22 protein-coding genes are annotated in these 17,176 nt (G+C 71.0%); 9 read left to right on the plus strand and 13 right to left on the minus strand.

What is annotated here, in order from left to right; genetic code table 11:
* Positions 1-4 precede the first annotated feature (4 nt).
* Genes K4G59_RS05660 through K4G59_RS05670 form a run of 3 tightly spaced genes read right to left on the minus strand, consistent with a single transcriptional unit; the run spans position 5 to position 1,718 of the window.
* Positions 5-970: a PLP-dependent cysteine synthase family protein gene (locus tag K4G59_RS05660; protein ID WP_231249935.1), complete on the minus strand. Its 966-nt coding sequence runs from the start codon at positions 968-970 to the stop codon at positions 5-7.
* Entirely contained in the window at positions 970-1,266 is a 297-nt protein-coding gene (locus tag K4G59_RS05665; protein WP_224278806.1) for a MoaD/ThiS family protein, read from the minus strand. Before K4G59_RS05665 ends, K4G59_RS05660 begins: the two co-directional genes overlap by 1 nt.
* Positions 1,266-1,718, minus strand: a complete 453-nt coding sequence (locus K4G59_RS05670; RefSeq protein WP_231249937.1) for a M67 family metallopeptidase — start codon at positions 1,716-1,718, stop codon at positions 1,266-1,268. Before K4G59_RS05670 ends, K4G59_RS05665 begins: the two co-directional genes overlap by 1 nt.
* A gap of 86 nt (positions 1,719-1,804) precedes the next feature.
* On the opposite strand from K4G59_RS05670, the gene K4G59_RS05675 reads away from it, so the two are divergent.
* Both K4G59_RS05675 and K4G59_RS05680 read left to right on the plus strand, forming a co-directional pair.
* On the plus strand, positions 1,805-3,055 hold the full coding sequence (locus K4G59_RS05675) for an MFS transporter (RefSeq protein WP_231249939.1): 1,251 nt from the start codon (positions 1,805-1,807) through the stop codon (positions 3,053-3,055).
* A 141-nt stretch (positions 3,056-3,196) separates the two neighbouring features.
* Positions 3,197-3,817, plus strand: coding sequence for a hypothetical protein (locus K4G59_RS05680; protein WP_231249941.1), 621 nt, complete (start codon positions 3,197-3,199; stop codon positions 3,815-3,817).
* Between the two features lie 10 nt (positions 3,818-3,827).
* Here K4G59_RS05680 and K4G59_RS05685 read toward each other — a convergent pair whose 3' ends face one another.
* From K4G59_RS05685 to clpS, 3 genes are read right to left on the minus strand one after another with little or no spacing between them, the layout of a single operon-like run.
* Complete coding sequence (locus K4G59_RS05685; RefSeq protein ID WP_231249943.1) at positions 3,828-5,027, minus strand: DUF429 domain-containing protein; 1,200 nt, start codon at positions 5,025-5,027, stop codon at positions 3,828-3,830.
* Positions 5,024-5,614 (minus strand): DUF2017 domain-containing protein, encoded by a 591-nt coding sequence (locus K4G59_RS05690; protein WP_231249944.1) that lies wholly within the window; start codon positions 5,612-5,614, stop codon positions 5,024-5,026. Before K4G59_RS05690 ends, K4G59_RS05685 begins: the two co-directional genes overlap by 4 nt.
* A gap of 1 nt (position 5,615) precedes the next feature.
* Complete coding sequence (gene clpS, locus K4G59_RS05695) at positions 5,616-5,912, minus strand: ATP-dependent Clp protease adapter ClpS (RefSeq protein WP_231249946.1); 297 nt, start codon at positions 5,910-5,912, stop codon at positions 5,616-5,618.
* A 44-nt stretch (positions 5,913-5,956) separates the two neighbouring features.
* Between clpS and K4G59_RS05700 the strand changes: the two genes are divergently transcribed.
* Positions 5,957-7,237 carry a nicotinate phosphoribosyltransferase gene (locus tag K4G59_RS05700; RefSeq protein ID WP_231250133.1) on the plus strand — a complete coding sequence of 427 codons (1,281 nt, stop codon included), beginning with the start codon at positions 5,957-5,959 and terminating at the stop codon, positions 7,235-7,237.
* 9 nt (positions 7,238-7,246) lie between these two features.
* A complete protein-coding gene (locus K4G59_RS05705) occupies positions 7,247-7,822 on the plus strand; it encodes an isochorismatase family protein (RefSeq protein WP_231249947.1) in 576 nt (191 codons plus the stop codon).
* A gap of 3 nt (positions 7,823-7,825) precedes the next feature.
* Here the strand turns inward: K4G59_RS05705 and K4G59_RS05710 are convergent, their stop codons facing one another.
* The gene (locus K4G59_RS05710; protein WP_231249948.1) at positions 7,826-8,362 is read right to left on the minus strand and encodes a DUF1697 domain-containing protein; all 537 of its coding nucleotides are present in this window, start codon (positions 8,360-8,362) and stop codon (positions 7,826-7,828) included.
* A 146-nt stretch (positions 8,363-8,508) separates the two neighbouring features.
* Here K4G59_RS05710 and K4G59_RS05715 point away from each other — a divergent pair, with 146 nt between their 5' ends.
* From K4G59_RS05715 to K4G59_RS05725, 3 genes are read left to right on the plus strand one after another with little or no spacing between them, the layout of a single operon-like run.
* Complete coding sequence (locus tag K4G59_RS05715) at positions 8,509-9,306, plus strand: basic amino acid ABC transporter substrate-binding protein (RefSeq protein WP_231249950.1); 798 nt, start codon at positions 8,509-8,511, stop codon at positions 9,304-9,306.
* Between the two features lie 29 nt (positions 9,307-9,335).
* The gene (locus K4G59_RS05720) at positions 9,336-10,130 is read left to right on the plus strand and encodes an amino acid ABC transporter permease (protein WP_231249951.1); all 795 of its coding nucleotides are present in this window, start codon (positions 9,336-9,338) and stop codon (positions 10,128-10,130) included.
* Positions 10,130-10,897, plus strand: a complete 768-nt coding sequence (locus tag K4G59_RS05725) for an amino acid ABC transporter ATP-binding protein (protein WP_231249953.1) — start codon at positions 10,130-10,132, stop codon at positions 10,895-10,897. Before K4G59_RS05720 ends, K4G59_RS05725 begins: the two co-directional genes overlap by 1 nt.
* Positions 10,898-10,906: 9 nt before the next feature.
* Here K4G59_RS05725 and K4G59_RS05730 read toward each other — a convergent pair whose 3' ends face one another.
* Both K4G59_RS05730 and K4G59_RS05735 read right to left on the minus strand, forming a co-directional pair.
* On the minus strand, positions 10,907-11,713 hold the full coding sequence (locus K4G59_RS05730) for a hypothetical protein (RefSeq protein ID WP_231249955.1): 807 nt from the start codon (positions 11,711-11,713) through the stop codon (positions 10,907-10,909).
* A gap of 112 nt (positions 11,714-11,825) precedes the next feature.
* Positions 11,826-12,737 carry a LysR family transcriptional regulator ArgP gene (locus tag K4G59_RS05735; RefSeq protein ID WP_231249957.1) on the minus strand — a complete coding sequence of 304 codons (912 nt, stop codon included), beginning with the start codon at positions 12,735-12,737 and terminating at the stop codon, positions 11,826-11,828.
* 72 nt (positions 12,738-12,809) lie between these two features.
* On the opposite strand from K4G59_RS05735, the gene K4G59_RS05740 reads away from it, so the two are divergent.
* Complete coding sequence (locus K4G59_RS05740; protein ID WP_231249958.1) at positions 12,810-13,409, plus strand: LysE/ArgO family amino acid transporter; 600 nt, start codon at positions 12,810-12,812, stop codon at positions 13,407-13,409.
* A gap of 12 nt (positions 13,410-13,421) precedes the next feature.
* Here the strand turns inward: K4G59_RS05740 and K4G59_RS05745 are convergent, their stop codons facing one another.
* The 4 genes from K4G59_RS05745 to hppD form a co-directional block, all read right to left on the minus strand.
* Positions 13,422-14,219 carry a helix-hairpin-helix domain-containing protein gene (locus K4G59_RS05745; RefSeq protein WP_231249960.1) on the minus strand — a complete coding sequence of 266 codons (798 nt, stop codon included), beginning with the start codon at positions 14,217-14,219 and terminating at the stop codon, positions 13,422-13,424.
* A gap of 12 nt (positions 14,220-14,231) precedes the next feature.
* Positions 14,232-14,486, minus strand: a complete 255-nt coding sequence (locus tag K4G59_RS19905; protein ID WP_269209643.1) for a helix-turn-helix domain-containing protein — start codon at positions 14,484-14,486, stop codon at positions 14,232-14,234.
* The gene (locus tag K4G59_RS05755) at positions 14,486-15,118 is read right to left on the minus strand and encodes a DUF2975 domain-containing protein (protein ID WP_231249961.1); all 633 of its coding nucleotides are present in this window, start codon (positions 15,116-15,118) and stop codon (positions 14,486-14,488) included. Before K4G59_RS05755 ends, K4G59_RS19905 begins: the two co-directional genes overlap by 1 nt.
* 234 nt (positions 15,119-15,352) lie before the next feature.
* On the minus strand, positions 15,353-16,585 hold the full coding sequence (gene hppD, locus K4G59_RS05760; protein WP_231249963.1) for a 4-hydroxyphenylpyruvate dioxygenase: 1,233 nt from the start codon (positions 16,583-16,585) through the stop codon (positions 15,353-15,355).
* A gap of 82 nt (positions 16,586-16,667) precedes the next feature.
* Here hppD and K4G59_RS05765 point away from each other — a divergent pair, with 82 nt between their 5' ends.
* Positions 16,668-17,153, plus strand: a complete 486-nt coding sequence (locus K4G59_RS05765; protein WP_231249964.1) for an Lrp/AsnC family transcriptional regulator — start codon at positions 16,668-16,670, stop codon at positions 17,151-17,153.
* The last annotated feature ends 23 nt before the right edge of the window (positions 17,154-17,176 follow it).

Consider the following 17,176-nt stretch of genomic DNA (forward strand, 5'->3'; position numbering starts at 1 on the left):
GCCCTCAGGCCCAGAGCTGCCCGTCCAGGGCGTCCTCCGCGTCGTCGACCGTGCCCTCGTAGGCACCGGTCGAGAGGTACTTCCAGCCGCCGTCGCACACGATGAAGGCGATGTCGGCCGACTCGCCCGCCTTGACCGCCCTGGCGGCCTGACCGAGGGCTGCGTGGAGGATGGCGCCGGTCGAGATGCCGGCGAAGATCCCCTCGAGCTCGAGCAGCTCACGCACCCGGCGTACGGCGTCGCGCGGGCCGACGCTGAAGCGCGAGTCGATCAGCGAGGCGTCGTAGAGCTCGGGCACGAAGCCCTCGTCGAGGTTGCGCAGGCCGTAGACGAGCTCGCCGTAGCGCGGCTCGGCGGCCACGATCGTCACCTCGGCCTTGGCCCGGCGGAAGAACCGCGAGACGCCCATGAGCGTGCCGGTGGTGCCGAGGCCGGCGACGAAGTGGGTGATCGACGGCAGGTCCGCGAGCAGCTCGGGGCCGGTCGCCTCCTCGTGCGAGAGCGCGTTGGCCTCGTTGCCGTACTGGTAGAGCATGACCCAGTCGGGGTGCTCCCCTGCGATCTTCTTCGCCACGCGCACGGCCTCGTTCGAGCCGCCCGCCGCGGGCGAGGACACGATCTCGGCGCCCCACATCCGCAGCAGCTGGCGCCGCTCCTCGGAGGTGTTCTCGGGCATCACGCAGACGATGCGGTAGCCCTTGAGCTTCGCGGCCATCGCCAGCGAGATGCCGGTGTTGCCGCTGGTGGGCTCGAGGATCGTGCAGCCCGGTCGCAGCGTGCCGTCGGCCTCGGCCTGCTCGATCATCTTCAGGGCCGGGCGGTCCTTGATCGAGCCGGTCGGGTTGCGGTCCTCCAGTTTGGCCCAGAGGCGCACCTCGGTGCCGTCGGGCTGGCGGCCGGGCGACAACCGCGGCAGGCCCACCAGCGGCGTGCTGCCGACGGAGGCGAGCAGGTCGTCGTAGCGGGTCATCAGGCGGGCAGGGCCCCGCCGGCGACGGCGGGCAGGACGACGACCTGGTCGCCGTCGGAGAGCTCGGCGTCGAGCCCGCCGATGAAGCGGACGTCCTCGTCGTTGATGTAGACGTTGACGAAGCGGCGCAGGTCCACCGAGCCGGACTTGTCCTCGACGAGGCGCTCCTTGATGCCGGGGTGGTTGCCCTCGAGGTCGTCGATGAGCGCGGACAGGGTGCCGCCCGAGCCCTCGACGGCCTTGGCGCCGTCGGTGTAGGTGCGCAGGATGGTGGGGATCCGGACCTCGATGGCCATCAGGGGGTGCTCTCTCTCTGGTCTGCGGTGCCGGTGGGCGTGATCGTGACCTCTTCCTCGGTCACGACTCCGTCGGTGATTCTGTAGGACCTGAACTCCACCGGGCCCTCACTATTCCCGTGCTCGCGTGTGCTGACGAGCACGTAGTGCGCGTTCGGCTCGCTGGCCAGGCCGATGTCGGTCCGGCTCGGGTAGGCTTCGGTGGCGGTGTGGGAGTGGTAGACGACCACCGGCTCCTCGTCGCGGGCGTCCATGTCCTTGTAGAGCGCGAGCAGCTCGGTGGAGTCGAACTCGTAGAAGGTCGGGCTGCCCGCGGCGTTGACCATCGGGACGAAGCGCTCGGGTCGGTCGCTGCCCTCGGGGCCGGCGACGACCCCGCACGCCTCGTCGGGGTGGTCGCGCTTGGCGTGCGCCACGATGGCGTCGTACGTCTCCTGGGCGATGGTCAGCACGGCTCCACCCTAGGCAGCCGACCGAAGCGGCCCGCACACGTCTCACCGCTTAGTCTTGACGTCGAGAGACCTGGGGGAAGGACCGCATGACGCTGCACGATGTTCCGCCACTGACCCGACGGGGCGTCCCGCTCGAGCGCGACCTGCGGGTGCTGGCGATCGGCTCCTTCGCCAACCGGTTCGGCGCCGGCGCGGTCATGACGACGAGCGCGCTCTACTTCACCCGTCAGGTCGGCTTCTCCGCCGCCGAGGTGGCGCTCGCGCTGTCGGTCGCCGCGATCGTCGGGATCGTCGTCCAGGTCCCGGCAGGCCAGCTCGGCGACACCCGTGGCCCCCGCCGGGTGCTCACCTGGTGCATGGTCGGCGCCGCGCTCACGAGCGCGCTGCCGGTCCTGGCGCGTACGCCGTGGCAGCTCGCGCTGCTCCTCGGCCTGCTGGCGCTCTTCGAGCGGTCCGCCGGCTCCGTGCAGCAGGGCGTCATCGCCCAGCTCGCGACGGGCGGGCGGGGCGTGCTCTTCAAGGCCTACCTGCGTGCGGTGACCAACACCGCCATCGGCCTCGGCTCGGTCTTCGGCGGCGCCGCGCTGGTGATCGACGAGACCTGGGCCTACGTCGCGGTCTTCGTCCTCAACGCCGTCTTCACCGGCTTCGCCGCGTGGAACAGCACGCGCCTGCCCGAGCTGCCGCCCTACGTGCGGGTCGAGGGCGAGCCGCGGCTCGCGGTGCTGCGCGACTGGCCCTACGTCGTCGTGGTGGCGATCACCGGCCTGTTCTCGATGCACTTCTTCGTCATGGAGCTCGGCCTGGCGCTCTACATCTCGGAGCGCACGTCGGCCCCGCCGGTGATGGTGGCGATCCTGCTCGTCGTGAACACGGCGGCCGTCGCGCTCTTCCAGGTCCGCCTGTCCCGACGGGCCGACTCGGTCGAGGCCGGAGCCCGTGCCCTCGTGCGCGGTGCGGTGTGGATCGCGGCCGGCTTCGCGATCGTGGCGCTGGCCGACCGAGGCGACGCGACCTTCGCGATCGTCGTCCTGGTCGTCGGATCGCTGGTGCACGTGGTCGGCGAGATGATCGGCTCCGGTGGCCAGTGGGGCCTCCAGATGGGGCTCGCACCCCACGAGCGGCAGGGCCAGTACCAGGGCTTCGCCGGGCTCGGCTTCAGCGTGGTCGCGGTCATCGGGCCGCCGGTCGTGACCCTGCTGTGCGTCGAGATGGGTGAGACGGGCTGGCTCGTCCTCGCCGGGATGATGATGGCCATCGCGCTGGTCTCGGTGCCGGTCTCGCGCTGGGCGCTGGCCTCGCGCGAGCGCTACGGCGTGCTGAGCCACTCGGGATAGCACTGAACGACCTACCTACCCGCCCGCGCCAACCGGTCGGTCGCGAGTTGAATTGACTTCAATTCAACTCGTTGACAGTCGCTGTTGGGTGCCTGTGGATGAGAGTCCCGCGAGCACCGATCGGTCTGCTGTGCTCCTTCCATGGACGCTGACAACCGCTTCATCCCCCGCTCGGGCCCGATGTTCTCCCGCAGCAGCCCGGCGAAGGCCCAGATGGCCACCGACCTCGCCATCCCGATCCTGGCCGACGGCGGTTGGCCGGCGCTCACGCTGCGCAACGTGGCGGCTGCCGCGAACGTCACGCCGCAGGCCATCGCCGCGTGGTTCCCCTCGGTGGCGGCGATGCGTGCGGCCGTCGCGGCGGTCTATGGTGACCGGTGGATCCGCGAGCGAGACAACCTCGCACGGACGCGGACGTTCTCCCGGGACAGGGTGCGCACCTCGTCCGACGTCGCAGAGGCCCTCCTTCCGCAGTCCTGGAACGAGGACGTGTACGACGGCATCTGGCTCACCATCGTCGAGGCAGGCCGCTGGGACGAGACCGTCGGTGCTGCCGTAGCCACCGTGCAGGACCGCGAGAGAGACCTGGTCCGGAGGCTGCTCGAGCCGTCATGGCCAGACGAGGTCGAGCGCCTCGAGCGGGAGGTGGACCTGGTCCTCGCCGCGGTGCGTGGTCTCCGTGCCAGCTACGCCCCGTTGCGCAGCGGTACGACGACGGTGCGCGCCGGCAGCGTCCTGGCCGGTCTCGCGGGCGCCGGCTGACAGTGGCGCGTCAGACCCTGATCGCAGCCGGGATCCCGTCGGAGAACACCTCGGGCGTGGAGGGGAAGGACTCCGAGACCCCGAGGGAGTGGCGTACGGCGGACCACGCGGCCGCGCAGGCGTCGAGCAGGTCGTCCTCGCCGAAGCCGGCGCCGCGGAACCACGGCGGCGCGACGATCCCGTGCGCGGCCAGCGCCTCCCGACGCGCGGCCACTCCGTCGGTGTCCTTCTTGCGGGCGAGCACCGGGGAGCCGGCCATCCGCGCGAAGCTCACCTCGGGGTGCACCTCGATGACCGTGGCGCCGGGGCGCGAGCGCACCCACGCGTCGACCTGCAGCACCTTCTCCCGCAGCGCGTAGGCCTGCGCGCTGACGCTCGTACGTCCGCCCGTGGCGGCGAGGTTGGCCGCGCGGGCGGCGGCGTACGACTCGGCCTCGAGGGCCGCCCGGGTCGGGGTGGAGAAGACCGAGGAGGACCTGCCGGAGAGCTGACGGCGGGCCTCGGCGTCCGCGAGCCGACCCGAGGCGTCGGGCAGGCCGATGGGGATGTCGATCGCGACGACGGCGACGTGGGTCGTCTCGCGCACCAGCGCGACCAGCCCGTCGATGGTCGCGTCGACGAAGACCGAGGCCCGGCCACCGGTGTCGATGAGCACGCCGACCCAACCGCCGGGGCACGCGTCCACCCCGAGGACCGGCACGTCCGGGGTCAGCACCTCGACGGGTGGAGGCTGGTCCGGTGGCACCACGAAGCGCGCCGCACCCTCGTCGCTGAGTGCCGCCGCGATGCGCTCGAGCATCACGTCCGACATGTCCGGCAGCGCCGCCGTCGGCCACCACCGCACGTCGCTCGACTCGTCGTCGGCGACGTGGGCCTCCCCCTCGAGCCAGGTGCACGCGAAGGTGAGGTCGAGGTAGGTCGCGCGGTCGCCGTTGACGTGCACGACCTCGCCGTGGACGGCGGTCGAGGCGAGCCGGTCGACCCGGATCCGCGTGCCGGTCTCCTCCAGCGCCTCGCGGGCCGCGGCGACCGCGGGCTCCTCGCCGGGGTCCGGGATCCCCGTGACGGGCGTCCAGTGCCCGTTGTCGGCACGCTTGACGAGCAGCACCTCGTCGCCGCGGCGCACGACGGCGGTGACGCCGGGCAGCCACAGCGGGTCGTGGCCGATCTTCTCGCGGATCGCGACGACGAAGTCGGGGACCGGGCTCACGACATCAGCGCCTCGACGACCGTCTCCTGGAGGTAGCCGACCCACTCGTAGATGTCGTGCGCCTGGGCCCGCGGGTCGTCCTCGGGCAGGGAGTGCCAGTAGTCCTCGTCACCGGCCTCGACGCCGAGGCGGGTGGCGAGCGCGAGCCGGATGTCGGTGAAGGCACGCATCCACGTCTCGGCGTCCTCGGGCGTCAGCTCGACGTCGATCACCAGCCCGTCCTCGCGCAGCTCCTCGGGCAGGCCCGCATCCTCGAGGGTGTCGATGATCAGCGCCGCCGCGCCGGCCTTGCCGTCGCGCAGGCCGCCCTCGGTGAAGCGGCGGAAGTCCGCCGCCGCCTCCTCGTCGTCGGGGTAGGCCGTCGGGAACAACCGCGCCAGCACGGGGTCCTCGGGGACGGTCGTGGCACCGGAGAACTCCGCCATCAGCGCCTCGAAGGCATCGGCGGAGGGGGCCGCCGGCTCGGCACGCTCGTTGCGCAGCAGCTCCACCATCTGCGAGGCGAGCGAGCGCAGCAGGTCGGCCTCGAAGCCGGTGAAGGTGGCGATGACGCGCGCGGACCGCCGGTGACGCTCGAAACCGCTCACCTCAGGACGCCTTCTCCATCGTCGCCCACAGGCCGTACTCGTGCATCGCCTGGACGTCGCGCTCCATCTCCTCGCGGGTGCCGGTCGAGACGACCGAGCGGCCCTCGGTGTGCACCTCGAGCATCAGCTTCTCGGCCTTCGACTTGTCGTACCCGAAGTACTTCTGGAACACGTAGGACACGTAGGACATGAGGTTCACCGGGTCGTCCCACACCAGCGTCACCCACGGCTTGGCCAGGAAGGTGATCTCGTCGGGGGTCAGGGTCGGCTCGACCTCTACGGGACTGGCGGCTGACACGAAGCCATCGTGGCACAGTGTCGGTCGTGACGAGCCCTCCCCCGGTGTCTGCGGCGCTGCTGACCGACCACTACGAGCTCACCATGGTGCAGGCCGCCCGGCAGGCGGGCACCGCCGGCCGGCGCTCGGTCTTCGAGCTGTTCCCGCGCCGGCTGCCCGCGGGGCGGAGGTACGGCGTGGTGGCGGGCGTCGGTCGGGCGCTCGACGCGATCGAGGCCTTCCGCTTCGACGGTGCCGCGCTCGCCGCCCTGGAGGGCGTCGTCGACGCCGACATGCTCGAGTGGCTGGCCTCCTACCGCTTCTCCGGCGACGTGTGGGGCTACGCCGAGGGCGAGGCCTACTTCCCCCACTCGCCGCTGCTGGTCGTCGAGGGCACCTTCGCCGAGGCGGTGCTCCTGGAGACGGTGCTGCTGTCCGTCTACAACCACGACTCCGCCATCGCCTCGGCCGCGTCGCGGATGACGCTGGCCGCGGGCGGTCGACCCTGCATCGAGATGGGCTCGCGGCGCACCCACGAGCAGGCGGCCGTCGCGGCGGCGCGGGCGGCGTACGTCGCCGGTTTCGACTCGACGAGCAACCTGGCCGCGCGGGCGGCGTACGGCGTCCCGTCGGCCGGCACCGCCGCGCACTCCTTCACCCTGCTCCACGACACCGAGGTCGACGCCTTCCGGGCGCAGGTGCAGACCCTCGGCGTCGGCACCACGCTCCTGGTGGACACCTACGACGTGACCGAGGCGGTGCGCCTCGCCGTCGAGGTGGCCGGGACGGACCTCGGCGCCGTGCGGCTCGACTCCGGGGACCTCGGCCTGGTGGCCCGCGACGTGCGGGCCCAGCTCGACTCCCTCGGCGCCACGTCCACCCGGATCGTGGTGACCAGCGACCTGGACGAGCACGCCATCGCCGCCCTGGCCGCCGCGCCGGTGGACGCGTACGGCGTCGGCACCCAGCTCGTCACCGGCTCGGGCCACCCGACGTGCGGGTTCGTCTACAAGCTCGTCGCGCGCGAGGGTGCGGACGGCGAGCTGGTGTCGGTCGCCAAGCGCTCGACCGACAAGGCGTCGGTCGGCGGGCGGAAGTACGCGCTGCGCCGCCGCTCCCCCGCCGGGACGGCCCAGGCCGAGGTGGTCGGCATCGGGGAGCGGCCCGAGGACGATGGCGACGACAGGTCGCTGCTCGTGCCGCTGGTCGCGGCCGGCGAGGTCGTCGGGCGGGCGAGCCTCGACGAGGCCCGGGCGCGCCACCGCGCGTCGGTCGCCGAGCTGCCGCGCGCGGTGACGATGATGTCGGCCGGAGAGCCGGTGATCCCGACGGTGTTCGAGCAGTAGCCTCAGCAGATGAGCCGAGCGCTGATCGTGGTCGACGTCCAGAACGACTTCTGCGAGGGCGGGTCCCTCGCCGTGGCGGGAGGCGCACGCGTCGCCGCCGACATCGGTGCGCTGCTGCACCGCTGGCACTCGAAGGCGGTCGACGCGCCGGCGTACGACGTCGTGGTCGCCACCAAGGACCACCACGTCGACCCCGGCGCCCACTGGTCGCTCAAGCCCGACTTCGCCGAGTCGTGGCCGGTGCACTGCAAGGTCGGCACCGAGGGCGCGGGCTTCCACCCCAACCTCGACCCGCAACCCTTCGACGAGGTGTTCTACAAGGGCGAGCACGAGGCCGCCTACAGCGGCTTCGAGGGGCGTACGTCGTCGGGCCAGGCCCTCACGGACTGGTTGCGCGCCCGGCAGGTCGAGGAGGTCGACGTGTGCGGCATCGCCACCGACCACTGCGTGCGGGCCACGGCGCTGGACAGCGCGGGAGCGGGGTTCGCGACTCGCGTGCTGCTCCCGCTGTGCGCCGGGGTGGCCGAGGACTCCACGGCGGCCGCGATCACCGAGATGAGCGAGGCCGGGGTCGAGATCGCGTGAGCCTCAGCACCACCTGTCGGTGACGGTCCGCAGCACCTTCACCGTGCGCGCGGTGCCCTGGCCGAGCGCGTCGAACTGCTTGCTGGACAGCACCCTGGAGGTGTGGATGTCACCGTCGAGCAGCACGTAGGCGGCTCGGTCGTCGACGACGATGGTCTCCCCCTCGAGCTCGAGGGCGTGCGCCGCCTCCACCGCGGCGGCGTCGGGGGCGACGGAGAAAAGGGTGACGTAGTGCTGGCCCCCTGGCTCGTGCTCGACGTGCAGCTCCTCGGCCCGTGCGGTGAGCGCCGCGAGCTCGGCGGTCGTGAAGACGACCGTCGGCACCTCGAAGCCGGCCTCGGCGGCGTACGCGTCCTCGAGGGCCGCGCGCACCTTCGCCGCCGACCGCGCCGGGTGCGTCAGCCGGACGTTGCCGGTGTTGGCGTAGGTCTCGACCCCGGTGCCGCCGGCGGCCTCGGTGGCGGCCTTGACCGCGTCCTTGGGGAACGTGCGCCGCGCACCGAGGTTGATCGCGCGCAGGAAGGCCACATAGGTCGGCATGGTCACGATTGTGACAAGACTCCGCATCGGTCCGACACCAGTCTCATGACGTCCTCGTGTCAGTCCTGCGACGATCGAGCGGCGCCTTCGCGTGGGCCCCGCCAGAGCATGATTTCGGGCGCTCCGTGATGGTTAGCGTGCTGGGCATGACTACCCGAAACCTGACCGTCGGCGTCGCTGCCGCACTCCTGAGCCTGGGCGCCGCCGGCTGCGCCGTCGAGGAGGCCACCACCACCGAGTCGGGCGCCAACGTCATCACCGAGGGCACGCTCACCGTCTGCACCTCCCTGCCCTTCAAGCCCTTCGAGTTCCGCCAGGGCGGCGAGGTCGTCGGCTTCGACATCGACATGGCCGACCGGATCGCCCAGGCCAACGACCTCGAGCTCGAGCTCGTGATCACCGGCTTCGAGGGCATCCAGTCCGGACAGGCCCTGAACACCAACCAGTGCGACATGGCTGCGGCCGGCATGACCATCACCGACGAGCGGGCAGAGGTCATCGACTTCTCCGACGGCTACTTCGAGGCCACTCAGGCGTTGCTCACCAACGACGAGAGCATCACCTCCCTCGAGGACCTCGACGGCAAGTCACTCGGCGTGATGACCGGCACCACGGGTGAGATCTACGTCGACGAGAACGCCCCCGACGGCGTCGAGGTCCGGGTCTTCGAGGACCTCGGCCTCCAGAGCACCGCGGTCAAGAGCGGGCAGATCGATGCGGCCGTGCAGGACAACGGCCCGCTGCTCGACTTCGCCAAGGACAACCCCGACGTCTTCGTCACCGCCGAGTTCGACACCGGTGAGGAGTACGGCTTCGCGGTGAAGAAGGACGGCAACGACGAGCTCCTCGACTCGATCAACACCGTGATCTCGGAGTCACGGGAGGACGGCTCCTACGACGAGCTCTACGAGAAGTGGTTCGGCCAGGCTCCCGCGTCCGAGTGACACCCTCCACTCCGACAGGAGCCTGAGCCATGGCCTTGACCCCCCGGAAGCGCGCGCGGATCAGCCGCGGCATCCAGTACGCCGTCCTGGTGCTCGCCGCAGTGGCGGTGGCGATCCTCGCCGACTGGGCGCAGCTGCGCGACCAGTTCGTCAACAGCGAGATCGTCCCCGAGCTGTTCCCGCGCATCATCACCGTCGCACTGAAGAACACGATCATCTACACCGCCGGAGCGTTCGTCTTCGGGCTGCTGCTCGGCCTGGTGCTGGCGCTGATGCGCCTCTCCCCGGTCGCGCCCTACCGGTGGATCGCGACCGTGTTCATCGAGTTCTTCCGGGGGGTCCCGGCCCTGATCGTCTTCGTCGCGTTCCAGTACGGCATCCCGATCGCGTTCCCGGGCTACGTGATCCCCGGTGGCACGTTCGGCACGGTGACGGTGGCCCTGGGCCTCGTGGGGGCGGCCTACATGGCCGAGACCATCCGCGCCGGCATCCAGGCGGTACCGAAGGGGCAGCTCGAGGCGGCTCGGTCGCTCGGCATGAGCCAGACCCGGGCGATGATCTCGGTCGTCCTGCCACAGGCCTTCCGCATCATCCTCCCGCCGCTGACCAACGAGCTGATCCTGCTGACCAAGGACTCCTCGCTGGTCTACATCCTCGGCCTCGGCCTCGCCGACCAGGAGCTCACCTCCTTCGGTCGCCAGAGCCTGTCCGAGTACGTCAACCTGACGCCGCTCTTCCTCGCGGCGATGTGCTACCTCCTGATCACCGTCCCGCTCTCGATCATCGTGCGCCGGATGGAAGCTCGAGCCGAGAGGGCCCGCTGATGTCCGACACCTCCCGCGACACCCGCACCGAAGGGACGCCCGCCGCCATCGACGTCGTCGACCTCCACAAGTACTTCGGCGACAACGAGGTGCTCACCGGGATCGACTTCCACGTCGACAACGGGGAGGTGGTGTGCGTCATCGGCCCGTCGGGCTCCGGCAAGTCCACCCTGCTGCGCTGCGTCAACCTGCTCGAGGTCCCCACCAAGGGCAAGATCTTCGTCGAGGGCCAGGAGATCACCGACCCCGACGCCGACGTCGACAAGCTGCGCTCCCGGATCGGCATGGTCTTCCAGCAGTTCAACCTCTTCCCCCACATGACCGCGCTGCGCAACCTCACCATCGCCCAGGAGAAGGTCGCGGGACGCAAGAAGGACGAGGCGATCGAGATCGCCCGTCGCAACCTGGAGAAGGTCGGCCTCGCGGACCGCGAGTCGGCGTACCCCGCCCACCTCTCCGGCGGCCAGCAGCAGCGCATCGCGATCGCCCGGGCGCTGTCGATGGAGCCCGACATGATGTTGTTCGACGAGCCCACCTCGGCCCTCGACCCCGAGCTCGTCGGCGACGTGCTCGCCGTGATGAAGGACCTCGCCGCGGAGGGCATGACGATGATGGTCGTGACCCACGAGATGGGTTTCGCCCGGGAGGTCGGCGACAAGCTCGTCTTCATGGACGGTGGCGTCATCGTCGAGGAGGGCGAGCCCTCCGCGGTGCTGGCCGATCCCCAGCACGAGAGGACCCAGTCGTTCCTCTCGAAGGTGCTCTGACGAGGAGCCTCAGGCCCGCTTGCACTGGCTGGGCGGAGTGACGGCGGGGTCGAAGACGTGCTGCGGGGGCACGATGTTGGCGCCGTTCTGCGACTCCTTCATCGTCATCGCCCACCAGCCGGCCTTGCGCGTGTCGATCTTCTTGAGCTCCGCGGGGGGCACCTCGCCCCACATGTTGACGACGTCGACGCCGACCTCGATCAGGTGGCCGTGCGGGGTGATGACCGCCTTCGCCTCGACGCCGTCGAGCGCCGCGGGCACGGCGGGGAAGAGCCCGCGGGGCATGCCGGTGATCACGTCCTGGGCGGGTACGCCGACGCTCACGCCGTCGCCGGCCAGGCGGATCGCCCGCGCCGCGGTGACCGGCCAGGTCGGGTCGAGGTCGGTCGGGAGCGCCCAGCTGCGGTCGGCGTCGTCGGTGATGTCGACGTAGCAGGTGGCTGCGTTCGGGCCCCACGACTCGCTGTTGAAGTAGGTGCGCCCGGCGACGACGAGGTAGTCGACCTGCTGGGCGTTGCCGTCGATCACCGAGTCCATCGAGAGCTCGCTGTAGCCGGTCGAGGGGCTGAAGCGTCCGTCGAGGTCGAAGATGCGCTTGCCGCCGTTGTCGGGGTTCTTGGTGAGCAGCTGGCCGTGCCACTCCACGATGCCCATCTTGTTCACCTGCGAGACCAGGCCCTCGAGCTGCTCGCCCTCCAGGACGACCTCGCCGCCCTTGCTGGCCGCGGCCTCGCCGGACCCGCCGCACCCGGTCAGGGCGATGAGGAGACCGGCCCCGAGGGCTCCGGCCCAGGCTGCGCTGCTGCGACGTGTCACAGGGTTCCCCCGTTCCGGTCCGTGGATGAGCTCCGAGCTGGATCCCGCCCCGGAGCCTAGGACCGCACGGGAGAACCTGTCAGGCGAACCGAAGATCTCGTCAAGACCACGATCAGCTCGCCATCCAGCCGCGCGCCGCGCCGACCACGGCCTCGGTCAGGTCGTCCACCAGCGCGGAGCCCAGGCGCCAGTGCTGCCAGAACAGCGCCACCTCCGGACGGCGCCCCGGGACCAGCTCGACCAGGTCCCCGCTCGCCAGCTGCCCCGCGACGTCGGACTCCGGCAGCAGCCCCCACCCCATGCCCACCCGGATGGCACGGTCGAACTCGCGCACCGACGGCAGGTAGGTCACCGGTGGCGCGAGGTGGCGGCGGGTCACCCGCCGGATGAAGTCGTGCTGCAGGGAGTCGCTGCGGTCGAAGGCCACGATCGGCGCCTCGGCGAGCGAGGCGGACCCGACGCCGTCGCCGAAGTGGGCCGCGTGGAAGTCGCGGGTCCCGACCGCGGCGTAGCGCAGGCGTCCCAGCCGCACGACCCGGCACCCCGGGACCGGCTTCGGCTCCCCGGTGATCGCCGCCATCACCTCGCCGCGGCGCAGCCGCTCGGCGGTGCGGGTGTGGTCCTCGCGCACCACCTCGAAGACGACCCGGTGCCGGCCCTGCACCTCGGCCAGGGCATCGACGAACCAGCCGTAGAGCGCGTCGGCGTTGACCGCGATCGGCAGCGAGGCGTACGACGTCCCGTCACCGTCGTCCTCCTCGACCAGCTCGGCGACGGCCTCGCGCTCCAGCAGCTCTGTCTGGGTCGCCAGCCGGACCAGGACCAGTCCCGCCTCCGTGGGCTCCAACGGCTTCACCCGGTGCAGCAGCACCCGGCCGATCCGCGTCTCGAGGGCCTTGATCCGCTGGCTCACCGCGGAGGGGGTGACGTGCAGCTCGCGCGCGGCCGCCTCGAACGTGCCGAGCCGCACCGCGACGGCCAGTGTGCGCAGCGCGACGGGGTCGAGCTGGGTGATGTCTTTCATACTTAGACATCCTAATGATTAGTGAAAATAGTTCGCTGGATTGAAGCACCTCCAGCACCTAGCGTTGATCACATGTTCCAGGTTGCTCTCACCGGTCTGCTCACCGGGCTCGCCCTCATCATCGCCGTCGGCGCACAGAACGCCTTCCTGCTCCGCCAGGGGATCCGCGGCGAGCAGGTCCTGCCCATCGTGCTGACCTGCCTGGTCTCCGACGTCGTCGCCATCACCGCAGGTGTCGCCGGCCTCGGCGTCGTGCTCGAGCGCTGGCCCTCGGTGCTGCCGGTCGCCCAGGTCCTCGGCGGGCTCTACCTGATCGCCTTCGGCCTGCACGCCGCCATGCGCGCGTGGCGCCCGACCGCGCTCGACACCGGGGAGGGCACCACCCTCACCCCCGGTCGGGCCGTCCTCCTCACGCTCGCGCTGACCTGGCTCAACCCGCACTTCTACCTCGACGCCGTCCTCATGCTCGGCACCGTCGCCAACAGCTTCGGCGACGACCGGTGGTGGTTCGTCTCCGGGACCCTCGTGGCCAGCGTGCTGTGGTTCTTCGGCCTCGGCTTCGGCGCACGCCTGCTGCGTGGCGTGTTCTCCCGACCGAGCGCGTGGCGGGTGCTGGACTCCGGCATCGCCGTGTTCATGGGCGTGCTCGGCGTGGGACTGCTCGCCCACTGATCGCCCGGAGGGCTACTCCTCCGCCAGCTCCGCGCCCTGCTCGGCGAGCGCCTCGCGCAGCCTGGCGATCGCGATCGGCCCGACCCCGTGCATGGCGGCCAGCTCCTCGGCAGAGCGGGTGGCCACCTGCTCGAGCGTGGTCAGCCCGGCCGCGCGCAGCGCGCGGGTGGCCGGTGCGCCGATGGCGCGCGGCAGCGGGGTGCCCTCCTCGCGCGGTCGGCGTACGCGCGGTTCGGGCAGGCCGGCGTCGACGACGGCCTGGCCGCGCGGCGACAGCAGGTAGCCGATGGCCAGGGACTCCGTGAGCCCGAGCTCCTTGAGCTTGCGCACGTCCTTCTTGAAGTCCGGTGTCTCACGCCCCAACCGGGCGGCGAGGTCGGGCGCGCGCACACCTGCGTGGAGGTCGATCAGGTCGAGGGTCTCGCGCGTCCACGCCCCGTGGGCCGAGGCGCCGTCGAGGCGGTCGAGCCGCGCGTGGATCGCGGCGATCTCGTCGGCGTCCGGGATGCTCTCGCGCAGCAGCTCACGCGGGTCGGGACCGGCGTAGGCCAGCCCGATCCGCCAGGCGGGGTCGTCCGGTCGGGCGGCGAGCGCCGCCCTGAGCGCGGCCAGCGACGGTGCGCCGGCGCGGCGGGCGTCCTCGGCGCGCAGGCTCGCGACGCCGACCTGCTCGACCGAGGTGACCTCGATCAGCCCGACCGCCGTACGCATCCTGGTGCCGACCACGACCCGCGGCCTCGCCCAGCGACGGAACGCGAGGTCGACCGTGCCGGCCTTGATGGCGGCCAGCTCGGCCGGGCGGATCATCATGGCGGCAGTTTCTCAGTCGACCCGCAGGATGTCTCCCGGCTGGCAGTCCAGGGCCCGACAGATCCCGGTCAAGGTGCTGAACCGCACCGCCTTGGCCCGCCCGTTCTTCAGCACGCTGAGGTTGACCACGGTGACGCCGACCCGGTCGGCCAGCTCGGTGAGCGTCATGCCCCGCGCCGCCAGCACCTCGTCGAGGTGCACGCTCACACCGTGCGACTCGTCGGGCTCCGGCTCGGACGCTGAGCGGCCCGCAGCTCGTCGCGCCATCAGATCGTGGCCTCGGCATCGCGCCGCAGGTCGACCGCCTGCGCGATGACGCGTGCGAGTGCGAGCAGGGTGACACCCACGAGCACCGGCAGCCAGGGGACGTCACCGGACAGGATCACGGTGCTGTCGGTCATCCGGGTGAGCAGTGCGGCGTCGACCAACCCGGACACGAAGAAGTCGAGCGCTGCCCACGCGATCAGGATCCGTCCGAGGGTGCGGAGCTCGCCCGGCACCCGGTCGGCGAAGACTCCCTCCCGACGCGCGCGGCGCAGCAGGCGCCAGAGCAGCGAGAAGAAGAGCAGGGGCGCCCCGGCCCACACCACCAGGCCGAGCACCGCGAGCGCCCGCGTGGCGCCGTCCGGGTCGGGGTCGCAGATCTGCACCTCGTCGGCGCGCCACGTGATCCCCTCGCCCAGGCCCACCGGACCGGTCGAGTCACCCTCGGTCCTGCGGAAGGCAGGTGCGTCCCCCGCCGTGGAGGCGCACACCTCGGCGTTCACCCCCGGGATGGCCCCGGTGCCGACGACGGTGCCCACCAGCACGAGGCCGGCGAGCAGGGCCATCACGGAGACGATCATCCCGACCAGGAGCTCGAGGGTCCTCAACGGGTCGTTGCCGCGCGTGCTGTCCATGGATCCCCCGCATGTCGAATGTCGATGGTGTCGACAAACGATAGGGCATCGTTCTTCGATACGTCCACGGGTCGGCGTACGCGGCATCCGGGAGCGGTGAGTGAGGCACGTTCTGCAGCGGCGGAAGATGCTCCACGCACCGCTGGTCCACCAGGAATGGGCCGAGCGGTGAGTGAGACAGGTTTCCGACTCAGGGAACCTGTCCCACTCACCGCTCAGGCGAAGCAACGCTCGTCAGAGGTTCCCGCGGGCGTCCTGCTCGCGCTCGATGGCCTCGAAGAGCGCCTTGAAGTTCCCCTTGCCGAAGCCGAGGGAGCCGTGGCGCTCGATGAGCTCGAAGAAGACCGTCGGCCGGTCGCCGAGCGGCTTGGTGAAGATCTGGAGGAGGTAGCCGTCCTCGTCGCGGTCGACGAGGATGCCGCGCTTCTTCAGCTCCTCGATCGGCACGCGGACCTCACCGATGCGCGCGCGCAGCTCGGGGTCCTCGTAGTAGGAGTCCGGGGTGTTGAGGAACTCCACGCCGTTGGCACGCAGGGCGTCGACCGTGGCGAGGATGTCGCCGGTCGCGAGCGCGAGGTGCTGGGCACCGGGGCCGTCGTAGAACTCGAGGTACTCGTCGATCTGCGACTTCTTCTTCGCGACCGCGGGCTCGTTGAGGGGGAACTTCACGCGGTGGTTGCCGTTGGCGACGACCTTCGACATCAGCGCGGAGTAGTCGGTGGCGATGTCGTCACCGATGAACTCGGCCATGTTCACGAAGCCCATCACCTTGTTGTAGAAGGTGACCCACTCGTCCATCTTGCCGAGCTCGACGTTGCCGACGATGTGGTCGAGCGCCTGGAACAGGCGCTTGGGCTGGTCGTCCTTCTTCTCCCAGCGCGGCGCGAGCGCGACATAGCCGGGGAGGTAGGGACCGGCGTACGCCTGGCCGTCCACGGTGCGCTGCACGAGGGTGTGACGGGTCTCGCCGTAGGTCGCGATCGCGGCGATGCGCACCGAGCCGTGCTCGTCGGTGACGGTCGTCGGCTCCTGCAGCACCGTCGCGCCGGCGGCGCGCGCCTGCGCGATGCACTGGTCGACGTCGGGCACCTCGAGCGCGATGTCGACGACGCCGTCGCCGTGGCGTGCGTGGTGCCGCACGAGGTCGCTGTCGGGCGAGACCGCGCCGCTGAGCACGAACCTGATGGACCCGGACTTCAGCACGAAGGACTTGTGGTCGCGGTTGCCGTTCTCGGGGCCCGAGTAGGCGACGAGCTCCATGCCCCACGCGGAGGCGTAGTAGTGCGCGGCCTGCGTCGCGTTGCCGACCACGAAGCAGATCGCGTCCCACCCGGTCACCGGGAAGGGGTCGGCATCGGCGTCGTACTCCACGAGGCCGACGAGCTGGCGCAGCTGCTCCAGCGAGAGGTCGGCCTTCATCTCGTCCACGGTCAGGGCGCCACCGGTCGAGGCGATGTCAGTCGTCATGGGTCGAACCCTGCCAACGACAGGCAAGGTGTGCAAGAGTACGCCGAAACGTTGGACAGGTTGCACAGTCAGGGAGCAGAAGTTGGACGAGATCGACGGCAAGGTGATCGATCTGTTCGCCAGCGAGCCTCGGCTCGGCGTCCTGGAGGCGAGCCGCCGCCTCGGCATCGCGCGCGGCACCGTGCAGGCCCGGCTCGACAAGCTCGCCGCTGCAGGCGTCATCACCGGCTGGGGCCCCGACCTCTCCCCCGAGGCGCTCGGCTACCCGGTGATGGCCTTCCTGACCCTGGAGATCCGCCAGGGCTCGGGCAGCGCGGGCGGCCACGACGCGGTCGCGGCCCACCTCGCGCAGATCCCCGAGGTGCTCGAGGCCTACACGATCACCGGCGCGGGCGACATGTGGGCGCGGGTGGTCGCACGGTCCAACGCCGACCTCCAGCGCGTGATCGACCTGGTGCTGACCGAGCCCGCGATCGACCGGTCGACGACCGTGATCGCCCTGGCCACCCAGATCCCGCACCGGGTGCTGCCGCTGGCTCGGTCGGCGGTCAGCCCCCCACCGGCATGATCGGGCCGCGCGACGGCTGAGCC

The organism is Nocardioides furvisabuli (assembly GCF_021083185.1).
Lineage (GTDB): Bacteria > Actinomycetota > Actinomycetes > Propionibacteriales > Nocardioidaceae > Nocardioides > Nocardioides furvisabuli.